The 19233-nt window shown below is 69.0% G+C and carries 15 protein-coding genes; 11 read left to right on the forward strand and 4 right to left on the reverse strand.

What is annotated here, in order from left to right:
• Window positions 1–253 precede the first annotated feature (253 nt).
• The 8 genes from ARTB_RS14140 to hemL all read left to right on the forward strand — a co-directional run bounded on the left by ARTB_RS14140 (window position 254) and on the right by hemL (window position 8108).
• Window positions 254–514, forward strand: a complete 261-nt coding sequence (locus tag ARTB_RS14140; protein WP_243181158.1) for a hypothetical protein — start codon at window positions 254–256, stop codon at window positions 512–514.
• A gap of 124 nt (window positions 515–638) precedes the next feature.
• Entirely contained in the window at window positions 639–1385 is a 747-nt protein-coding gene (hemQ, locus tag ARTB_RS14145; protein ID WP_243181159.1) for a hydrogen peroxide-dependent heme synthase, read from the forward strand.
• Window positions 1382–2674 carry a ferrochelatase gene (locus ARTB_RS14150; RefSeq protein WP_243181160.1) on the forward strand — a complete coding sequence of 431 codons (1293 nt, stop codon included), beginning with the start codon at window positions 1382–1384 and terminating at the stop codon, window positions 2672–2674. Before hemQ ends, ARTB_RS14150 begins: the two co-directional genes overlap by 4 nt.
• Entirely contained in the window at window positions 2671–3669 is a 999-nt protein-coding gene (hemC, locus tag ARTB_RS14155) for a hydroxymethylbilane synthase (protein WP_243181161.1), read from the forward strand. The genes ARTB_RS14150 and hemC overlap by 4 nt, the downstream gene beginning before the upstream one ends.
• Window positions 3670–3688: 19 nt before the next feature.
• The gene (locus ARTB_RS14160) at window positions 3689–4654 is read left to right on the forward strand and encodes a uroporphyrinogen-III synthase (RefSeq protein WP_243181162.1); all 966 of its coding nucleotides are present in this window, start codon (window positions 3689–3691) and stop codon (window positions 4652–4654) included.
• On the forward strand, window positions 4651–5634 hold the full coding sequence (gene hemB / locus ARTB_RS14165) for a porphobilinogen synthase (protein WP_243181163.1): 984 nt from the start codon (window positions 4651–4653) through the stop codon (window positions 5632–5634). The genes ARTB_RS14160 and hemB overlap by 4 nt, the downstream gene beginning before the upstream one ends.
• The gene (locus ARTB_RS14170; RefSeq protein WP_243181164.1) at window positions 5631–6731 is read left to right on the forward strand and encodes an LLM class flavin-dependent oxidoreductase; all 1101 of its coding nucleotides are present in this window, start codon (window positions 5631–5633) and stop codon (window positions 6729–6731) included. The genes hemB and ARTB_RS14170 overlap by 4 nt, the downstream gene beginning before the upstream one ends.
• Before the next feature lie 45 nt (window positions 6732–6776).
• Window positions 6777–8108, forward strand: a complete 1332-nt coding sequence (gene hemL, locus ARTB_RS14175; RefSeq protein ID WP_243181165.1) for a glutamate-1-semialdehyde 2,1-aminomutase — start codon at window positions 6777–6779, stop codon at window positions 8106–8108.
• A 79-nt stretch (window positions 8109–8187) separates the two neighbouring features.
• On the opposite strand, the gene ARTB_RS14180 is transcribed toward hemL, so the two are convergent.
• From ARTB_RS14180 to ARTB_RS14195, 4 genes are all read right to left on the reverse strand, one after another.
• Window positions 8188–8925 carry an amino acid ABC transporter ATP-binding protein gene (locus tag ARTB_RS14180; protein ID WP_028277189.1) on the reverse strand — a complete coding sequence of 246 codons (738 nt, stop codon included), beginning with the start codon at window positions 8923–8925 and terminating at the stop codon, window positions 8188–8190.
• Entirely contained in the window at window positions 8922–9686 is a 765-nt protein-coding gene (locus ARTB_RS14185) for an amino acid ABC transporter permease (protein WP_028277188.1), read from the reverse strand. Before ARTB_RS14185 ends, ARTB_RS14180 begins: the two co-directional genes overlap by 4 nt.
• 3 nt (window positions 9687–9689) lie before the next feature.
• Window positions 9690–10625: an ABC transporter substrate-binding protein gene (locus ARTB_RS14190; RefSeq protein WP_028277187.1), complete on the reverse strand. Its 936-nt coding sequence runs from the start codon at window positions 10623–10625 to the stop codon at window positions 9690–9692.
• 416 nt (window positions 10626–11041) lie between these two features.
• The gene (locus ARTB_RS14195; protein WP_028277186.1) at window positions 11042–11752 is read right to left on the reverse strand and encodes a 3'-5' exonuclease; all 711 of its coding nucleotides are present in this window, start codon (window positions 11750–11752) and stop codon (window positions 11042–11044) included.
• A gap of 97 nt (window positions 11753–11849) precedes the next feature.
• On the opposite strand from ARTB_RS14195, the gene ARTB_RS14200 reads away from it, so the two are divergent.
• The 3 genes from ARTB_RS14200 to ARTB_RS14210 are packed head-to-tail and all read left to right on the forward strand — an operon-like array spanning window position 11850 to window position 19215.
• Window positions 11850–12266: an MGMT family protein gene (locus tag ARTB_RS14200; RefSeq protein WP_028277185.1), complete on the forward strand. Its 417-nt coding sequence runs from the start codon at window positions 11850–11852 to the stop codon at window positions 12264–12266.
• A gap of 26 nt (window positions 12267–12292) precedes the next feature.
• On the forward strand, window positions 12293–15646 hold the full coding sequence (locus tag ARTB_RS14205; RefSeq protein ID WP_439954136.1) for an ATP-dependent helicase: 3354 nt from the start codon (window positions 12293–12295) through the stop codon (window positions 15644–15646).
• Window positions 15643–19215: an ATP-dependent helicase gene (locus ARTB_RS14210; RefSeq protein ID WP_243181166.1), complete on the forward strand. Its 3573-nt coding sequence runs from the start codon at window positions 15643–15645 to the stop codon at window positions 19213–19215. The genes ARTB_RS14205 and ARTB_RS14210 overlap by 4 nt, the downstream gene beginning before the upstream one ends.
• Window positions 19216–19233: the final 18 nt, after the last annotated feature.

The raw sequence follows: 19233 nt of genomic DNA on the forward strand, positions 1-19233 counted from the left end.
GTCGCATCTCTTTGCACTAGTTATATTGTCGACTGATCGTTGCGTATCTACTGCTTCGCTCGAGCGAATCTTTCCACCCCTCAGCCATTCATGCTGCTCACGATGTACTGTTGATTTTTTTTTTTTAATGGTCTCTTGGGCTCGGAGATGTGTATAAGAGACAGGGTCTGCCCCCACCGGGCAGGCCCCAGAGCGGCCGGCGCCGGGCAGCGCGGCCGCCGACCCGGCCGCCGATCCACAGTCCGGCACCGCGGTGCCGGCCACGAGCAACGGTGCCGGCGCGCAGACGTCGGCCTCGAAGTCGGCCACACCGCAGCCGTCCCCGACGGGTTCAAACACAGCCGGCTGGACCCAGGCACCGGCTCCGGCCAAGGGCCACTCCGGCAACTCCTCCCTCGAGGCAACCTCGACGTTGGAACCGGCCGGCCTGTCCCCGCTGGTCGGCTGGGGCATCGGCCTGGTGGCGCTCTCGCTCGGCGCCGGCGCCGCGGTCCTCCGGATGCGCCGGAGCTGACAGGACCCGCCTCCCACGGACACGCCCCCGCCTCCCGCGCCCCGCATGTGAAATAAAGCACTTCTACGCGTTGTAGAAGTGCTTTTTTTCGACTTAGCTGGGGAGAGGAGGCAGACTGGTATGCATGAGCCACACTTCTGCCGAATCTGTCACTAAAACCGGAATGTCAGCCCCCGGAGAATCAGTCGCCGGGGCATCGGCGCCCGAAGATTCAACTGAGCAGTTCTTCACCCTTTGGACCGTATTCAAGCGGTCAGCGGACATCCTGCGCGGCGCCGATGCCGCTGAGGACTTCGAGGCCCTGATGAATACCCTCGCCGACGCCGGAGTTGTCCACCGCGGCAGCTACGACGTCTCGGCGATGCGGGCCGACGCGGACATCATGGTTTGGCTGCACGGTCCCCGGCCGGAAGCGCTGCAGCGGGCAGTGCGGGACATTCGGCGCAGCAAGCTGTTCGCCGGCACCGAGATCGTCTGGTCCGCCATGGGCGTGCACCGGGAGGCCGAGTTCGCCAAGAACCACACCCCGGCGTTTTCCCGCGGCGTGGAACCGGCGGAATGGCTCTGCGTCTACCCCTTCGTCCGCTCCTACGAGTGGTACCTGCTCCCGGACGCCGAGCGCGGCGCCATGCTCCGCGACCACGGCATGCTGGGCCGCGACTTCCCCCAGGTCATCTCCAACACCGTCTCCTCCTTCGCCCTCGGCGACTGGGAATGGATCCTCGGACTGGAAGCCCCCGAGCTCGTGGACCTCGTGGACCTGATGCGCCACCTGCGCGCCACCGAAGCCCGGCACCACGTCCGCGAGGAAATCCCCTTCTACACCGGCCGCCGCGTCACCGCCGCCGAGATCGCCGAGGTCCTGGCATGAGCCCGATCGATCCGCAGGAATCCGCCGCTTCGGTAACCGCCGTGAACACCGTCACCGAGGCCGGCCGGATGGCCCCCAAGGAGTACGACGCCGTGCTCCTCGCCTCGTTCGGCGGGCCTGAAGGCCAGGAGGACGTCATCCCGTTCCTCCGCAACGTCACCCGCGGCCGCGGCATCCCCGACGAACGGCTCGAAGAGGTCTCGCACCACTACCGCGCCAACGGCGGCATCAGCCCCATCAACGGACAGAACCGTCAGCTCAAGGCCGGCCTCGAGGCCGAACTTGCAGCCCGCGGCATCGCGCTGCCGGTGTTCTGGGGCAACCGCAACTGGGACCCGTACATCCCGCAGACCCTGCAGGAGATCTACGACGCCGGCCACCGCAAGGTGCTCATGCTCACCACGAGTGCCTACTCCTGTTACTCCAGCTGCCGCCAGTACCGCGAGGACATCGGCATGGCGCTGACCGAAACCGGGCTCGACGGCAAGCTCGAGGTCGACAAGGTGCGCCAGTATTTCGACCACCCCGGGTTCGTGGAGCCCTTCATCGAGGGAACCGCCGCCGGCCTCGCCGACGTCCGTGCCCAGCTGGCCGCGGCCGGCACCCCGGACGCCCCCGTGCACATCCTGTTCGCGACGCACTCCATCCCGACCCGCGACGCCGAGGCCGCCGGCCGGTCCGAGGGTGAGCCGCGCACTTTTGAGGAAGACTCCGCCTACGCCGCACAGCACCTGGCCTCCGGCACCGAGATCATCCGCCGGGTGGAAGACGCGACCGGCCTGACCGCACCCTGGTCCCTCGTCTACCAGTCCCGCTCCGGCGCCCCGCACGTGCCGTGGCTCGAGCCGGACATCAACGACGCCATCGAGGAGCTCGCGCGCCAGGGCGTCAAGGGCATCGTGATTGTGCCGCTGGGCTTTGTCAGCGACCACATGGAAGTGGTCTGGGACCTGGACACCGAGGCGCTTGAGACCTGCGCCCGGCTGGAACTGGCCGCAACCCGTGTCCCCACGCCCGGAACGCACCGCAAGTTTGTCGCCGGGCTTGTCGACCTCATCTGCGAGCGGACTGTCGCGAACAACATTGCCGAGCGGCCGCACCTGACCAAGCTCGGCCCCTGGTACGACGTCTGCCGTCCCGGCTGCTGCGCTAACTTCCGCGGCGAAAAGCCCACCATCGCCGGAGCCGACACCACCGTCGGGACCGGACACGATCCCTACCCGGCCGCCCCCGCGGCGGCGGGAAGGGCAGCCGCGGCTGCTGCGGCGGCGGGCGAGGGGACCGCATGAGCGTCCGGATCGGCACGCGCGCCAGCAAACTCGCCCTGACCCAGACCCAGCAGACCGCGGACCAGCTGGCCGCCATCGGCGGGTTCCCCGTGGAGCTGGTCCATATCCGGACCGACGGCGACGTCCTCAAAGGCTCGCTGTCCCAGATGGGCGGTACCGGCGTCTTCGTCGCCGCGCTCCGCGAGGCCTTGCTGCAGGACACCTGCGATATCGCCGTGCATTCGCTCAAAGACCTCCCGACCGGTCCGGCCCTCGGCCTGAGCCTCGCGGCCACACCCCAACGCGTCGACGTCCGGGACGTGCTGTGCGCCCGCGACGGACTGAAGCTCGCGGACCTGCCGAGCGGCGCGAGCGTCGGCACCGGCTCCCCGCGCCGCGCGGCCCAGCTCCGCGCCGTGCGTCCGGACCTGGACATCCGCGACATCCGCGGCAACGTGGACACCCGGCTGGGACGCGTTCCCGGGCTGCCGGGCAACACGAACGATGCCGTCGTTGACGGCAAGTCGAACGACCTCGACGCCGTCGTTCTCGCAGCCGCCGGACTGCACCGGATTGGCCGGCTCGACGCGGTCAGCGAATACCTTGAGACGGACATTATGCTGCCGGCCGCCGGGCAGGGTGCCTTGGCGATCGAATGCCGGACCGCCGACGCTCCCCGCAGGGCCGGGTCCACGGAAGGCTCCCAGGGCGTGCTGGCGCAGGCCCTCGCGGCCCTCGATGATCCGGACACCCGGCTCGCCGTCACGGCCGAACGGGCTTTGCTGGCCCGGCTGGAGGCCGGATGCGCCGCCCCGGTGGGCGCCTACGCCTACCGCAAGGGCAGCATGCTGTACCTCGAAGCGGTGGTCTGCGCCGTCGACGGCACGGCAACCGTCCGCGACAAGAAAGCCACTGACGGCCTCACCGAGGTCGGGGCAACGCTGCTCGGGATCGAGCTGGCGGAAGTGCTGCTGGCCCGAGGCGCCGCGGACATCGCGGACCTGGCAGCTTCCTGAACCGCGGATCCACCACTTCATGGCACCCCACAGCGACCGCAACCACACGGGCGGCCCAACCGGCATGAGGGTGCCGGAGGGCGCCCGCGTGTTGGTTGCCCGCAGCCCGGACCGCGCGGGGGAACTCGTCACGGCCCTCCGCCGTGCCGGCGCCGAGCCGTTGCTGCTCCCGCTGATTGACTTTGAGCAGGCCAACGACCAGCACTCCCTCGACGTCGCCTTCGACGCCCTCGGCGCCGGGGCCTACACGTGGCTCGTGATCAGCAGCGTGACCACGGTCCAGGCACTGGAGGCGAAAGCCGCCGAACGCGGCGCCTCCCTCAGCAACTGGCTGCCCGGCAGCATCCTCGTGGCCACGATCGGCCCGGCGACCCGCCGTGAGCTGGAGTCCCGGGGCATCAGCGTCGACCTTGCACCCACGGGCCAGCAATCCGGCACGGGCCTGCTCGACATCTGGCCCGCGAACCAGGGCAGCGTGCTCCTGCCCCAGGCGGACATAGCGGACCCGCGGCTGCGCAAGGGCCTCGAGGCCCGCGGCGCGGCCGTCCAGACCGTCACCGCGTACAACACCGTCGACTATCCTGCCGATCCGCGGCGGGCGCTGCCCGCATTCCCACCGGCCCCGCCGCAGGCGACCTTGTCGCAGGGGATCAGTCCGGCCGGGCAGGACGCGCCGCCCACCGTGCTCACCACGGCCGAGGCGAAAGCCGAAATCGGGGCCGGTCGGCTGCACGCCGTCGTCGCCGCCTCCCCGAGCGCCGCCCGCCGCATCCACGCGGACCTCGGCCCGCTGGGCACCTGCCGTTTCGTCGCCATCGGACGCTCGACGGCGGCCGAGGCGGCCTCCCTCGGACTCAGCGTCGACGCCGTCGCCGAAGAGCCGACGGCGTCCGGCCTGGTTGCCGCCGTCGTGCGGTCCCTTGACCACCAGCAGCCCCCATCGCATCCGTCAGCCGCAGAGCCCTCAGCAAAGGACACCATATGAGCTTCCCGACCCACCGCCCCCGCCGGCTCCGCACCACCCCGGCCATGCGCCGGCTGACGGCCGAACACCGGCTCTCAGCCTCGGAGCTCATCCTGCCGGCCTTCATCCGCGAAGGCCTGAGTGAGCCCAACCCGATCGCCTCGATGCCCGGCGTGCAGCAGCACACCACCGATTCGCTCAGGCGTGCGGCGGCCGAGGCTGTCCGGCTGGGCGTCGGCGGCATCATGCTGTTCGGCGTCCCCGCCGTCCGGGACGCGCGCGGGACGGCGTCGCTGGACCCCGACGGCGTGCTGAACAAAGCCATCCGGGACGTCCGCGCCGAGGTCGGCGACGACCTCGTGGTCATGAGCGACGTGTGCCTGGACGAATTCACCGACCACGGCCACTGCGGTGTCCTGGACGCCAACGGCTACGTCGACAACGATGCCACCCTGGAAATCTACGGCCAGATGGCGGTTGCCCAGGCCGACGCCGGCGCCCACGTCCTGGGCCCGTCGGGCATGATGGACGGCCAGGTCGCCGTGATCCGGCAGGCCCTCGAGGACGCCGGCCACGCCAACACCGCCATCGTGGCCTACGCCGCGAAATATGCCTCCGCGTTCTACGGCCCGTTCCGCGAGGCCGTCGACTCGCAGCTGACCGGCGACCGCCGCACCTACCAGATGGACGCCGCCAACCGCCGGGAGGCCATCCTCGAGGTGGACCTGGACCTGGCCGAAGGCGCCGACATGGTCATGGTGAAGCCTGCCATGAGCTACCTGGACATCCTCGCCGACGTCGCCGCCATGAGCCCGGTCCCCGTGGCCGCCTACCAGATTTCCGGCGAGTACTCGATGATCGAGGCCGCCGCCGCAAACGGCTGGATCGACCGCCGGGCCGCCATCACTGAGTCCGTCCTGGGCATCAAGCGCGCCGGCGCCAACATGGTGCTGACCTACTGGGCGAGCGAGCTCGCCGGCTGGCTGAAGGAAACCCGATGAACACGGCCCCCGAATCCGCGGACGCCCCGCTCAATTCCATACCCACCGCGCCGGTGGGGCCCAACCGCATCCTCCTAGGCCTGAACACCTTCGGCGACGTCGGGGTCTTCCCGGACGGCCATCCCGTCCCGCACGCCCAGGTGCTGCGCCAGCTCCTGGAACAGGCCGAACTCGCGGACCAGATCGGCCTGCACGCCTTCGCGGTGGGGGAGCACCACCGCCGCGACTTCGCGGTCTCCGCCCCGGAGGTATTCCTGGCCGCGGCGGCCGCCCGCACCAAGAACATCCGGCTCGGCTCGGCTGTGACAGTGCTCAGCTCCGATGACCCGATACGGGTGTTCCAGCGCTTCGCCACCGTGGACGCCATCTCCGGGGGCCGGGCAGAGGTCATGCTGGGCCGCGGGTCCTTCATCGAGTCTTTCCCGCTGTTCGGCCTGGACCTGGCGGACTACGAGGTCCTGTTCGAGGAAAAGCTCGAGCTCTTCGACAAGGTCCGGGCGCAGAAACCGGTCCACTGGGAGGGACGCACCCGGCCGGCCATCAGCGGCCTGAGCGTCTACCCGCCGCTGGAACACCACCTGCTGCCGACCTGGATCGGCGTCGGCGGCACGCCCGAGTCGGTGCTGCGCTGCGCCGAGTACGGCTACCCGATCATTTTCGCGATCATTGGCGGCCAGCCGCGGTCTTTCGCGCCCCTGGCCAACCTCTACCGTGAGGCCATGGCCAAGTACGGGCACCCGATGCAGCAGATGGCCACGCATTCGCCCGGCCACGTTGCCGCCACGGATGAGGACGCCCGCGAGGAGTTCTTCCCGCACTGGCTAGAGCAGCGGAACCGGATCGGGGCCGAACGCGGCTGGGGTCCGGCCAGCCGTGGCGAGTTTGACGCGATGTGTACGCCCGAGGGAGCCCTCTATGTCGGGTCACCGGAAACCGTGGCTGCGAAGATTGCCCTGCTCAAAAAGAACCTGGGGGTGGACCGCTTTGACCTCAAGTACAGCAACGGCACCCTGCCGCACACGGCCATGATGCGCTCCATTGAACTGTTCGGCACCGAAGTGGCGCCCCGCGTGGCCGCCTTGCTTAGCGCCAACTGAACTGGCCGCGAACTGACCTCGCCGCGAACTGAAAGAATAGGAACCATGACTTCCAGCATGCCTCGCAACGAGGAACTCTTTGACCGTGCCCGCCAGCTGATGCCGGGCGGGGTGAACTCGCCCGTGCGCGCCTTCGGCTCTGTGGGCGGGACGCCGCGGTTCATGGTGTCCGCCAAGGGTGCCTACCTGACCGACGCCGACGGTGCCGACTACGTCGACCTCGTCTGCTCCTGGGGCCCGGCGCTGCTGGGGCACGCCCACCCGGAGGTCCTGGCAGCCGTGCACGCAGCCGTCGACCGCGGTCTCTCCTTCGGCGCTTCCACACCGGACGAGGCCAACCTTGCCGCAATCGTCAAGGAGCGCGTCCCGGCTGCCGAGCGCGTCCGGATGGTCTCCACCGGCACCGAGGCGACCATGACGGCCGTCCGGCTCGCCCGCGGCTTCACCGGCCGCAACCTGATCATCAAGTTCGCCGGCTGCTACCACGGCCACCTCGACGGCCTCCTCGCCGCCGCAGGCTCCGGCCTGGCGACCCTCGCGCTGCCCGGCTCAGCCGGGGTCACCGCCGCGACCGCCGCCGAGACGCTCGTGCTGCCCTACAACGACCTCGGCGCCGTCGAAGCCGCCTTCGCCAAGCACGGTGACAGCATTGCCGCCGTCATCACCGAAGCCGCTCCCGCCAACATGGGCGTGGTCACCCCCGGCGACGGCTTCAACGCAGGCCTTTCCCGGATCACCCGCGAACACGGCGCCCTGCTGATCCTCGACGAGGTCCTGACCGGATTCCGCACCGGCTACTCCGGCTACTGGGGCCTCACCGGCGGCGCCGCCGGTGCCGCCCAGCCGTGGACCCCGGACCTGCTGACGTTTGGGAAGGTGATTGGTGGAGGCATGCCGACGGCGGCCCTCGCCGGACGCGCGGAGGTCATGGACTACCTGGCGCCCCTGGGCCCCGTCTACCAGGCCGGGACGCTGAGCGGTAACCCGGTGGCCATGGCCGCCGGGGTCGCGACCCTCACGCACGCCACCCCCGAGGTCTATTCGTTCGTGGATGCCCGCTCGCTGGAACTCTCCGCGGCGCTGTCCTCCGCACTCGATGCGGCCGGTGTGGACCACTCCATCCAGCGCGCAGGCAACCTGTTCTCCGTGGCCTTCGGCACGGGCGCCCGGGGGGTCCACAACTACGAGGACGCCCAGGGCCAGGAAGTGTTCCGCTACGCCCCGTTCTTCCACTCCATGCTGGACTCCGGCGTCTACCTGCCGCCGTCGGTCTTCGAAGCCTGGTTCCTCTCCGCCGCGCACGACGACACCGCGATGAACCGGATCTTCGACGCCCTGCCGGCCGCGGCGAAGGCGGCCGCCGGCGCCAAGCCATAGCCTTAGCCCTTAAATGACTGATGGCACCCGCCGCTGCGGGTGCCATCAGTCATTTAAGCTGCCGGGACTCTGGCGCGAACTACAGAACGTCCGCGAGGAACCCCTGCAGCCGCTCGGTCCGCGGGCTGGTAAAGATCTGTTCCGGGGGACCGGACTCGACGACGACGCCGGCGTCCATGAACGTCACGGTGTCCGAGACATTGCGGGAGAAGCCCATCTCGTGGGTCACCACCACCATGGTCATGCCGCCCTTGGCGAGGTCGGCCATCAGCGCCAGCACACCCTTGACGAGCTCGGGGTCGAGGGCGGAGGTGGCCTCATCAAAGAACATCACCTCCGGCTTCATGGCCAGGGCGCGGGCAATGGCGACACGCTGCTGCTGGCCGCCGGAGAGGTTGGCAGGACGGGCGTCGGCCTTGTGCTTGAGCCCCACCAGGTCGAGCTGCTCGAGTGCCTCGGCCCGGGCCTGCTCGGCCGGCAGCTTGCGCAGCTTCCGCAGCGCCAGCGAGACGTTGTCCACCACGGTCTTGTGCGGGAACAGGTTGAACTGCTGGAACACCATCCCGATCCGCTGGCGCAGCTCGTCCGGGTTGTCCTTCAGGACCGAGCGGCCATCGAGCAGGATGTCGCCCTGGTCCGGTTCGATCAGGCGGTTCATGACACGCAGCAGCGTGGACTTCCCTGAGCCGGAGGGCCCGATCACCGAGGCGGTGGTGCCCTTCTCGACATGAAGGTCGATGCCGCGGAGGACATGGTTCGTGCCGAAGGACAAGTGCAGGTTCTTGCCGGTCAGCGAGCCAGAGGCGAATTCGCTCATGGCTGTGCTCCCTTCCCGATCAAGGCTGCGGCGTCGTCAGGCTGACGCTTCTCCGGACGGCCGGTGCGCAGGCGCTTGTCGATGTAGTTGACCAAGTGGGTGAGCGGAACCGTCAGGATGAGGTACATGAACGCCGCGGCAACCAGAGGCGAGAGGTTTCCCGTATTGGCGGCGGCGTCGTTACCGATCCGGAAGATCTCGCGCTGGCTGGCGATCAGGCCCAGCAGATAGATCAGGGACGAGTCCTTGATCAGCGCGATGAACTGGTTGACCAGGGCCGGGAGCACGCGCCGGACCCCCTGTGGAATCACCACGAGGCGCATAGACGAACCATAGCTGAAGCCCAGGGCCCGGGACGCCTCCAGCTGGCCCTTTTCCACGCTCTGGATGCCCGAGCGGAAAATCTCGCCGATGTAGGCCGCCGCCATGAGCGTCAGGGCGAAGATGGCCAGCGGGAACGGGTTCGTGGATCCGGTCGCTACCCGGACTATGGGTCCGAGCCCGAGGCCGATGAGGAGGATGATGACAATAGCCGGAACGCCGCGGAAGATGTCCGTGTAGATCCGGGAGAGCCACCGCAGCGGCGTCAGGCGGGACGTGCCCATGACGGCCAGGACCATGCCCAGGATGCACCCGAGCACGCCCGAGGAAACCGCCAGGATCAGGGTGTTGGGCAGGCCGAACATAATCATGTTCGGCAGGACGGCTGCCATCGCCTCCCAGTCAAAGAAGGTCTTTACGAGTTGATCGAGTGCATCCATGGACTAGGACTTCGGAACGGTGACGGCCTTGGAGCCCGGGGACCACGTGGCCGGGGTCTCGCGGTCCGGGTACCATTCCTTGGTCAACTTGGACCAGGTGCCGTCAGCAATCACGGCGTCGAGGCCGGAGTTCAGCGCGTCAATGAGCGGCTGGTTTTCCTTGTTCACGGCGTACGCGGTGAAGTTCTGGGTGTTCACAACCGACTCGGCAATGACCGTGCCGTCGCCTTCCTTGACCTGGCCGGTGGCCTGCTGGGACGGAGCGACCCAGGCGTCAACCTGACCGTTCTTCAAGTTGGCGTAGGCGGTGTTGTAGTCCTCGAAGCGGACGGGTTCGATCTGGAGGGTGTTGGTGACGTAGTCATCCTGCACCGTGCCCTGGACCACGGCGATGCGGGTGTCCTTGGTCAGGTCCTTGAACCCCTTGATGTTGGAGTCCTTCTTGGCGACGACGGCCATGTAGCCGAAGTCGTAACCGTTCGTGAAGCCGACGGTCTTACGGCGCGCGTCGGTGGTGGAGATCGAGGAGGACCCGAGGTCGAACTGCTTATTCTGGACCTGGGCGAGCAGCGAGGCGAAGCCGGTCGCCTTGAACTCCACCTTGAGGCCCAGCTTGTCCGCAATGGCGCGCAGGAGCTCGTTGTCGTAGCCGGTGAACTTGCCCGACTTATCGATGTAGATGTTCGGCGGGGCGTCCGAAAGGGTGCCCACAGTCAGGGTTCCCTCGCTGATCAGGCCGAGCTTGGACTTGTCAATCTTGTCCAGGGGAGTGACGTCCTTGGTGGTGTACTTGTCCAAGGACTTCTGGTCGCTGCCCTGGAGGGCATCCGTCGGTGACGCCGTTGACTGGGCCGAACCGCCGCCGCAGGCTGCAAGGGAAACCGCCACGGCGATGGCCACGGGAACGGTGGTCAGCCACTTCAAGGCTTTGCTTTTCATCACGCAATCACTTTCGTCTGAAATTCAGTGGGTCGCGGGAGGCTCATCGGGCCCCCGGCCCCCGGCCGCTGGCTTGGGCGCCGGGTGGAGCAGACACGCCGCGAAAGATAATTGTGTCATCCGACGTGGACGCCCATTCAATCCGAACAGATCAGAGCTGACGTGTGCGTTCTGCGAACTATCTTCAGGTTCATGTGTGATCGGCGGCGATCCTGATAGTGCTGGCGGGGTAGCGCGGAATCATCGGCGCCGGAGCAGGCGGCAAGTGGAAGCCCCGGGCGGTGTGACCTCCGTCGCAATCACTGGATTTGCGCGCAGCGGCGGACTAGTTAAGCCGTTCCGCCGGCGAACGTTTCGTTTTAAGAAGTGTTCCCGCGCCGGCGCCCAGGCGTCCGGAATCCCGCCGTTCCGAAATCCTAGAAGTCGCCCCGGCTGGCATCCTCGGGAGGCAGGACGGGCCAGTCGCCTTCGATCACGGCGGCCGGCTTCGTCTTGCGCAGGTAGCTTTGGAAGTCCGCGGCCTGGGCAGAGGCCCATTCGACCTGGAGCTGGTGCAGGTTGCCCGCCGGCATCCTGAGCTTGGGGAATTTTCCGGCCATGGCATCGAGCATCCGAAGGGTTGCCAGGGCATCGGCAGCCGAGGTGTGCGCGTTGTCCAGATTGACGCCGTACTCCTCGCACAAGGCGGTGAGCGTGCGCTTGCCCTTGCGGTACCGGTCCACCTGTTTGTTCATGACGTACGGATCCAGCACGGGGAAGCGGCTCAACTGCGGGACGCCGTAGCGGGCCGACTCGGCGGCGAGCACCGTGAAGTCGTAGCTGGCGTTGAAGGCGATGACCGGAACACCCGTGTCGAAGAGCTCCTGAAGCACGGCTGCGACCTCCCGCGTCACTTCCGCGGCGGGGCGGCCTTCGCTGCGGGCCTTCTCGGTGGTGACGCCGTGGATGTCGCTGGCCTCGGTGGGAATCTCAACGCCGGGGTCGGCGAGCCACTCGTGTTCCTGGACGATCCCGCCGTCGGAGTCCACCACGGTGATGGATGCTGTGACAATCCGCGCCGCGCGGGAGTTCCGCCCGGTCGTTTCGAGGTCGAAGGCTGCGCGGGGGAGGGTGTTCCAAGTGCTCATGCTTCAACCGTAACTGCTGCCACTGACAGTTCCTGACCGCCGTGCCCGTGTGCCGCCCGGGCACGGTTCCGGAGTCCGGAACGGCTAGGCTGGACCGATGCGGACGGAGTATGTGGAGGCGGTTCTGGAGCTCGTGGCGTTGATCCCGGCCGGCACGGCGGTGGCCTATGGCGACGTTGCGGAACTCCTCGGCGCCGGCGGCCCGCGCCAGGTCGGATCGGTCATGAGCCACTATGGCAGCAGCGTGCCCTGGTGGCGCGTCCTGAAATCCAGCGGGGACGCCCCGCCCGGCCTGGAGCACGAGGCATTGGGCCTTTATCTGCAGGAGGGGACGCCGCTGCTGGGCCGCTACGAGGACTTCCGCCGGACCGGCGAGGGGCGCTGGCGTGTTGACCTGGCCTCCGGCCGGTGGGCGCCCACCGACGCCGATTTCGACCGGATCGATGCCATCGCGGAGCGGCTCGAGCGGGAGTCGCATAAATTGTCGGTACCCGATGATGAAATGACTGTGTGAGTACCCCCAGCCACCTCGAACCAAGCCTGCAGCGGTCCGGGTCCCGTCCCCTTCCCGGGGCGGGGCGCGCAACGGGAGCGGGGCTGCGCCTGTTGCCGCCCCGGACCCAGCACAGCGCGGTGCCGGTGCTGTCACCGGACCAGCTCGCCGCCGTCGAGGTCCCGCCCGGCTCCGGCCCCGTCCTGGTGCCCGGCGCGCCCGGCACCGGCAAGTCGACGGTCCTTGTCGAGGCTGCCGTCCGCCGCACCCTGCGCGATGGCCTGGATCCGGAGCGGATGCTCATCCTGGCTCCCGGGCGGCTCGCCGCGGATACGCTCCGCGACCGGTTCACGGCCCGCCTGGACCGGAGCCTGAGCACGACGCCGGCACGGACCTGGGCGTCATATGCCTTCGATCTGATCCGCCGTGCCAAGGCCGAAGGCCTCCTGCCGCTTCCGCGCCAACCGAAGCTGCTCTCCGGCCCGGAACAGGACCTGATCATCAAGGAACTGCTGGAGGGCCATGCGCTGCCCGGCCTCGAGCTGCCCTGGCCCGAGGACCTGGGCGCCGCCCTGCAGACCCGCGGTTTCCGGCAGGAAGTGCGCCAGCTCTTTGACCGGATCATCGAATCCGGGCGGACCGCCGAGGACCTTGTAGCCTTGGCCAGGCAGTGCAACCGGCCGGACTGGATTCCGGCGGCCGCCCTGTACTCCGAGTACCGTGATGTCCTGGACCTCCGCATGCCCGAGGCCTTCGACCCCGCCGGCATCATCACTGCCGCGCGCCAGATCTTCCAGGACTCACCCGATTTCCTCGCCGCCGAACGCGACCGCCTGCAGCTGATTCTCGTGGATGACATCCAGGAGGCGAACCCGGCGGTCTTCGAATTGCTCGCCGACATCGCCGCCGGCAAGGATGCCATCATCACCGCCTCGCCGGACACCGTGGTTCAGGGCTTCCGCGGGGCACGCCCCGATCTCGTGGCGGAGCTTCCCGGCCTCCTGGCCCCTGACGGGACGATCCTGGAACGACCCCTGTGGACGGCGCATCGGCAGGACCCGGCCGTGGCAGAGGCATGGCTGTCAGTGGCCGGGCGCATCTCCCGCAGGTCCGGAGGGCAGTCCGCCCGCCGGCTTGAACAGCCCGGACCAGTGCCGGCGCCGGACGGGCGACCAGTCCCGACACCGGACAGAGCCGCCGGCGCCCGCGCGGGGACGGTCGAGGCCCACCTGTTGCCGTCCCCGGTCCACGAGCTGCGGTATGTGGCCCAGCGGATCCTCGAAGCCCAGCTGAACGACGCCCGGGAACTCGGGGACATCGCCGTGATCGTGCGCAACGGCGGCCAGCTCAGCCAGTTGCAGCGGTACCTGGCCGGCCAGGGGATCCCGGTCCGGATCCCCGTCGCCGAATCCGCAGTCCGGGACGAGGTCGCGGTCCGTCCGCTGCTCGATGCCTATGCGGTGGCCCTGGACCCTGCCGTGCTCACACCCGAGTCAGCGGTGTCCTTGCTGACGTCCCGGATAGGCGGCGCCACCGCGATTGAACTGCGGAGGCTGCGGCAGTCGCTGCGCCGGGAGGAACTCCTGGGCGGCGGCGGACGCACCAGCGACGCGCTCCTGGTCGAAGCCCTGCTGGAGCCGGGAGCGCTCGCAACGCTGGGCATCGAGGGTCACTCGGCCCGCCGGATTGCCCGGATGATCGCAGCGGGCCGGGACGCCGCCGGTGCCCCCGGAGGCAACGCCGAGACGGTACTCTGGGCGCTCTGGCATTCCACCGGCCTGGCCTCGCGCTGGACCGACGCCGCCCTCGCCGGAGGATCAGCCGGTGCCCGGGCCGACCGTGACCTTGATGCCATGATGGCGCTGTTCCATACCGCGGAACGCTTTGTGGACCAGCTGCCCGGTTCCGGCCCGGAGCAGTTCCTTGAATACCTGCTCAGCCAGGAACTTCCCATGGATACCCTGGCCGCCCGGGCGCAGCTGGAAGACGCGGTGGAGCTCATGACCCCTGCCAGCGCGGCCGGCCGCGAATGGCCGGTGGTAATTGTGCCCGGACTTCAGGAAGGCGTGTGGCCCAACACCCGGTTGCGCGGCGAGCTGCTCGGCAGCACGTTGTTCGCCGACGCCGTCGAGCACGGCGTGGAGTATGCCCTGCGACTGGATCCGCAGAGCCGGCTGCGCGAAATACGCTATGACGAGCTCCGGAGCTTTTCCACGGCAGTGTCCCGCGCCCGGGAGGTGCTGATCTGCACGGCGGTGTCCTCGGAGGACGAGCAGCCGTCCTCGTTCCTGGACTATGTGGCGCCGTTGCGGCCCGGGCAGGACCGCCGGGGCTTTACCCCGGTCGAGCGTCCGCTGACCCTCCGGGCGCTGGTCGCGGAACTGCGGCAGTACGCCCAGCTCGACCCGAGGGCGGCCGAATCGGCGGAAGCCGCTGCCGTGCTGGGGGGCCTGGCCACGGCCCAGCCGCCGGTTCCGGGCGCGCACCCCGCGAGCTGGTGGGGGCTGGCGGAGTTGTCCTCGGAGGAGGCGGTGGTTCCGCCGGGCGGTACCGTGTTCGTGTCGCCCTCGAAGGTCGAAACCGTGCAGAAATCTCCGCTGGACTGGTTTGTCCAAGCCGCCGGCGGTGAAGCCGCAACCGATTTTGCCCGCAGCCTCGGAACGCTGGTCCACGCCATTGCGCAGGACCTCCCGGACGCCTCGGGAAGCGAATATGTCGCCGAACTCGTCCGGCGCTGGCCCACGCTGGGGATGAAGGACAACTGGGAAGGCAAACTGGACTTCCAGCGAGCCGAGTCCATGGTCCGCAAGCTCGCCCAGTATGTCCTCGTGATGCGCAGCGAGGGCCGAAGCCTGATCGGCGTCGAACAGGACTTTGAGGTGAAGCTGCCGGACGTTCCGGCGGAGGCCGCTTCCACACAGGCCGGATCCGATCCCGGCGACGGCGGAAGCACCGGTCCGGCGCGGCCCGCCGTGCTCAGGGGTCAGGTCGACCGGCTCGAGATCGACGCCGAGGGCAGGCTGGTGATCATCGACCTCAAGACCGGCAAACGCCAGCCCGGCAAAGCGGATCTGGACCGGCACCCGCAGCTGGGCGCCTATCAGGCCGCCGTGCTGGCCGGCGGCTTCGCGGGTCCCGACGACGGTCCGCCGCCGCTGCCGGGCGGCGCCGTCCTGGCCCAGCTGGGCACCACCACCAAGAGCCCCGGCATCCAGGCCCAGGCACCGCTGGATCCGCAGGACAACTGGGCACTGGAGATGGTCGGCGACGCCGCCCGCGTAATGTCCGGGAGCGTTTTCCAGGCCCGCCACGATCCGTCCAAGGGAGGCCACGGCGGCCACGGCTGCCGGCTCCCTGAAGTGTGCCCGCTGTGCGTGCGGGGAAAGCAGGTTACTGAATGAGCCCCGAGGCGCCGGCAAGCGGCCCGACCGACCCGCATCCGGCACCGGCTCCCCTTCCCGCGCCCCTTCCCGAGCCACGGTTCAGCCCGGAAGAGCTGTCGGCACTGCTGGGGGAGGGGAACAGCCCCACGGCCGAACAGTCCCTGATCATTTCCTCGCCCCTCACGCCGCGGCTCGTGATCGCCGGGGCGGGGTCGGGGAAGACCGCAACCATGGCGGACCGGGTGGTGTGGCTCGTCGCCAACGGCTGGGTCCGGCCGGAGGAAGTCCTCGGCGTCACCTTCACCCGCAAGGCCGCCGGTGAACTCGCCTCGCGGATCCGGGCCAAGCTGGCCGCCCTGGCGCGCATCGCGGCGGCCGACACCGGGAACACGCTCTTCCCTGCCGGGCTGCTGAGCGCGGATGCGCTTGAACCCAAGGTCTCCACCTACCACTCGTATGCGAGCGGCATTGTGTCCGACTACGGTCTCCGCCTCGGTGTCGAACGCGACGTCGTGCTGCTCGGCGGCGCCCAGTCGTTCCAGCTCGCCAGCGAGGTGGTGGAAGCCTTTGACGGGGACTACGAACACTTCCGGTCCGCCAAATCGACGCTCGTCAAGGCCGTGATCCAGCTGGCGGGAGAGTGCTCCGAGCATTTGCAGGACCCGACCCAGGTCCGTGGCTGGCTCTTGGAGCGGGTCGCCGAGTTCGAGTCGCTCCCGTATGTCGCAGAAGCCAAGAAGAACCCCACCCAGGCTGCGGGCGAGCTCAGCGCGATGCTTCGCACGCGGGCCAGCGTCGCGGACATGGTGGGCCGCTATTCCGAGGCGAAGCGCGCCCGCGGCGCCCTGGACTTCGGTGACCTGGTGGCCCTGGCGGCGCGGGTGGCCAGTGAGATTCCGGTCGCCGCCCAAACGGAGCGCCAGCGTTACAAGGTGGTGCTGCTCGATGAGTTCCAGGACACCTCGCACGCCCAGTTGGTGCTGTTCTCCCGGCTCTTCGGCGACGGCCATGCGGTTACCGCGGTGGGGGACCCGAACCAGTCCATCTACGGATTCCGGGGAGCGTCCGCCGGGCAACTCTTCCATTTCGTCCGCGAATTCCCGATCCTCGTCAGCGGCGAAGGCACCGACACCCCCCACGGCGGCGAGGGGGGCCGGGGCAGCGGGCAGGCCCGGCGCTTTGCCGTGGCGCCCACCTCCTACTTGACTACAGCGTGGCGCAACGGACGCAACATCCTGGCCACGGCCAACCTCATTTCGGCGCCGCTGAGCAAGGCGGCGGCGAACCTCGGGGCCGCCGGGGCCCGGGAAAGCGCCGACGCCGTCGAGGTCCCGCCACTGCAGCCCAGCCCGGCCGCGGTGGACGGCAGGGTGGTGATGGGACGGTTCGCCACGGACGAATCCGAGGCTGCGGCGATCGCCGGCGATGTGCTGAAATTTCGCGTAACGGACTTCGACGCCGCGCACTCCGCCGACCCGGTTCCGCCGGCCATGGCTGTCCTGTGCCGGCGCCGGGCACAGATGGAATGCATTCGCCGCGAGTTCGAAGTCCGGGGCATTCCCTATGAAATCGTTGGGCTCGGCGGGCTGTTGGACACGCCGGAAATCATCGATCTTGTCGCTACGCTCCGGGTTTTGGCCGACCCGGGCCGCTCGGACTCCCTCATGCGCCTGCTGGCCGGCGCGCGGTGGCGGATCGGCCCGGCGGACCTGATGGCCCTGCGGGACTGGTCAAGTTTCCTGGCCCGCCGTCGGGGCCACCCCGGCGGCCTGGACGCCGGCGACGCCGGACAGGGTGCCGGAGACGCCGGGGGTGCCGTAGACGATACTGACGACGCAGTGATTGAAGGCGACATCACGGACGCCGCCAGCCTGGTCGAGGCCCTGGACTGGCTGCCCCGCGACGGCTGGACCTCGGCGCACGGACGCAGACTGAGCCAGGAGGCCCGGGACCGTCTGCAGCGGCTCTCGGACGAGCTCCGGCAGTTGCGCAGCTACATGGGGGACGACCTCACCACTTTGCTCGGCGAGGTCGAACGGGCGATGCTCCTGGACATCGAAGTTGCGGCGCGGCCGGGGATCAGTATCCATCAGGCCCGCCGCAATCTGGACGCCTTCCAGGACGCGGCGGCCGGGTTCCTGCACACCTCGCAGCGGGTCGACGTCCTGGCGTTCCTTGCATGGCTGGAAGCCGCGGCGGCCGAGGAAAACGGTCTGGATGCCGCAGCGCCGGAGGTGAACCACGAGGCCGTCCAGCTGCTGACCGTGCATGCCTCCAAGGGGCTGGAATGGGACGTCGTGTTCGTTCCCGGGCTCAATTCCGGGGCGTTCCCCAGCAGCCGTGACTCGCGGTGGAGCAGCGGCAGTGCGGCACTGCCGTGGCCGTTGCGCGGCGATCGCACCGATTTGCCCCAATGGGACCTGGACCAGCCGGACCAAAAAGGCTGGCTCGACGCCGAGAAGGAGTTCAAGTCTGCCGTCCAGGCGCACGGCGAGGCCGAGGAACGGCGCCTGGCCTACGTGGCGTACACCCGTGCCAAACACGTGCTCTGGCTATCGAGTGCGGCGTGGGTGGGGTCCCGGGCGGGTTTGGCGGAGATGTCTCCCTTCCTTGCCGGGCTCGAGGGCCTCACCGCCAACGGCTCGGCCGAAATCCATCCGCTGTCCGTCACCGAGGACGCGCTGCCGGCCGAAAGCCCCCTGACCTCTGAACTCGAAGTCGCCGCCTGGCCCTATGATCCGCTGGAGGGCCCGCATGACCCCCGGACGGGAAAACGGCTGCGGCTTGTCCCGGGCCGGCGGGCGGCCATGGAATCCGCAGCGGCCCGCGTCCTGCGGGCAATGGACGCCGGCCCGGATGGCGCGGAGGCCGGAAAACGTCCCGTCCTGCGCGGTCCTGCCGCCGGGTGGGCGCAGGAGGCGGCCACTTTGCTGGAACGCCGGTCCCGGCGTTCGGTGGTACAGGATGTGCATCTGCCCGGGCACATCTCGGCGTCGACTCTCGTGGACCTGGAAGATGACCCAGGCTCCGTTGTGGCCCGGCTGCGCCGGCCGATACCGCGCGAACCGGGGATGTCGGCCCGCAAGGGCACGGCCTTCCACGCCTGGGTGGAGGAATACTTCGGCGCCGCCGGGATGCTGGACCTGGGTGAGGCCGCCGGCGCCGACGACCACATCGACGAGGCCTACGGCCTGGATTCCATGGTGGAAACTTTCCGTCAGTCCGAGTGGGCCCACCGCGCCCCCGCCCACGTCGAGGTCCCGGTCGAGACACGGATCGGCGACGTCGTGGTCCGGGGCAGGATCGACGCCGTGTTCCGCGACGCCGACGGCCGCTGGGATCTTGTGGACTGGAAGACCGGCCGCCGCCCCTCGGCGGCCCAATTGAAGGTCAAGGCAGTCCAGCTCGCCGTCTACCGGCTGGCCTGGGCCCGGCTCAAGGGGGTCCCGTTGGAGGACGTCCGGGCCGCTTTCTACTACGTGGCCGACAACCAGGTGGTCCGCCCCCATGACCTCGGATCAGCGGAAAAGCTTGAGGAAATCGTGGCGGCGGCGCTGGGGAGGACGGCGACGCACAGCGGCGCCTAGCGGATGTCATCCGGCCGG

Source organism: Arthrobacter humicola (assembly GCF_022803015.1).
GTDB lineage: Bacteria > Actinomycetota > Actinomycetes > Actinomycetales > Micrococcaceae > Arthrobacter > Arthrobacter humicola_A.

What these genes read in the sequence shown, in the direction of transcription:
- hemB (WP_243181163.1), top strand. Translation starts at nt 4,651, where the DNA reads ATGAGCTTCCCGACCCACCGCCCCCGCCGGCTCCGCACCACCCCGGCC.
- ARTB_RS14150 (WP_243181160.1), top strand. Translation starts at nt 1,382, where the DNA reads ATGAGCCCGATCGATCCGCAGGAATCCGCCGCTTCGGTAACCGCCGTG.
- hemQ (WP_243181159.1), top strand. Translation starts at nt 639, where the DNA reads ATGAGCCACACTTCTGCCGAATCTGTCACTAAAACCGGAATGTCAGCC.
- ARTB_RS14180 (WP_028277189.1), bottom strand. Translation starts at nt 8,925, where the DNA reads ATGAGCGAATTCGCCTCTGGCTCGCTGACCGGCAAGAACCTGCACTTG.
- ARTB_RS14170 (WP_243181164.1), top strand. Translation starts at nt 5,631, where the DNA reads ATGAACACGGCCCCCGAATCCGCGGACGCCCCGCTCAATTCCATACCC.
- ARTB_RS14185 (WP_028277188.1), bottom strand. Translation starts at nt 9,686, where the DNA reads ATGGATGCACTCGATCAACTCGTAAAGACCTTCTTTGACTGGGAGGCG.
- ARTB_RS14210 (WP_243181166.1), top strand. Translation starts at nt 15,643, where the DNA reads ATGAGCCCCGAGGCGCCGGCAAGCGGCCCGACCGACCCGCATCCGGCA.
- hemC (WP_243181161.1), top strand. Translation starts at nt 2,671, where the DNA reads ATGAGCGTCCGGATCGGCACGCGCGCCAGCAAACTCGCCCTGACCCAG.
- hemL (WP_243181165.1), top strand. Translation starts at nt 6,777, where the DNA reads ATGACTTCCAGCATGCCTCGCAACGAGGAACTCTTTGACCGTGCCCGC.
- ARTB_RS14190 (WP_028277187.1), bottom strand. Translation starts at nt 10,625, where the DNA reads ATGAAAAGCAAAGCCTTGAAGTGGCTGACCACCGTTCCCGTGGCCATC.
- ARTB_RS14160 (WP_243181162.1), top strand. Translation starts at nt 3,689, where the DNA reads ATGGCACCCCACAGCGACCGCAACCACACGGGCGGCCCAACCGGCATG.
- ARTB_RS14200 (WP_028277185.1), top strand. Translation starts at nt 11,850, where the DNA reads ATGCGGACGGAGTATGTGGAGGCGGTTCTGGAGCTCGTGGCGTTGATC.
- ARTB_RS14195 (WP_028277186.1), bottom strand. Translation starts at nt 11,752, where the DNA reads ATGAGCACTTGGAACACCCTCCCCCGCGCAGCCTTCGACCTCGAAACG.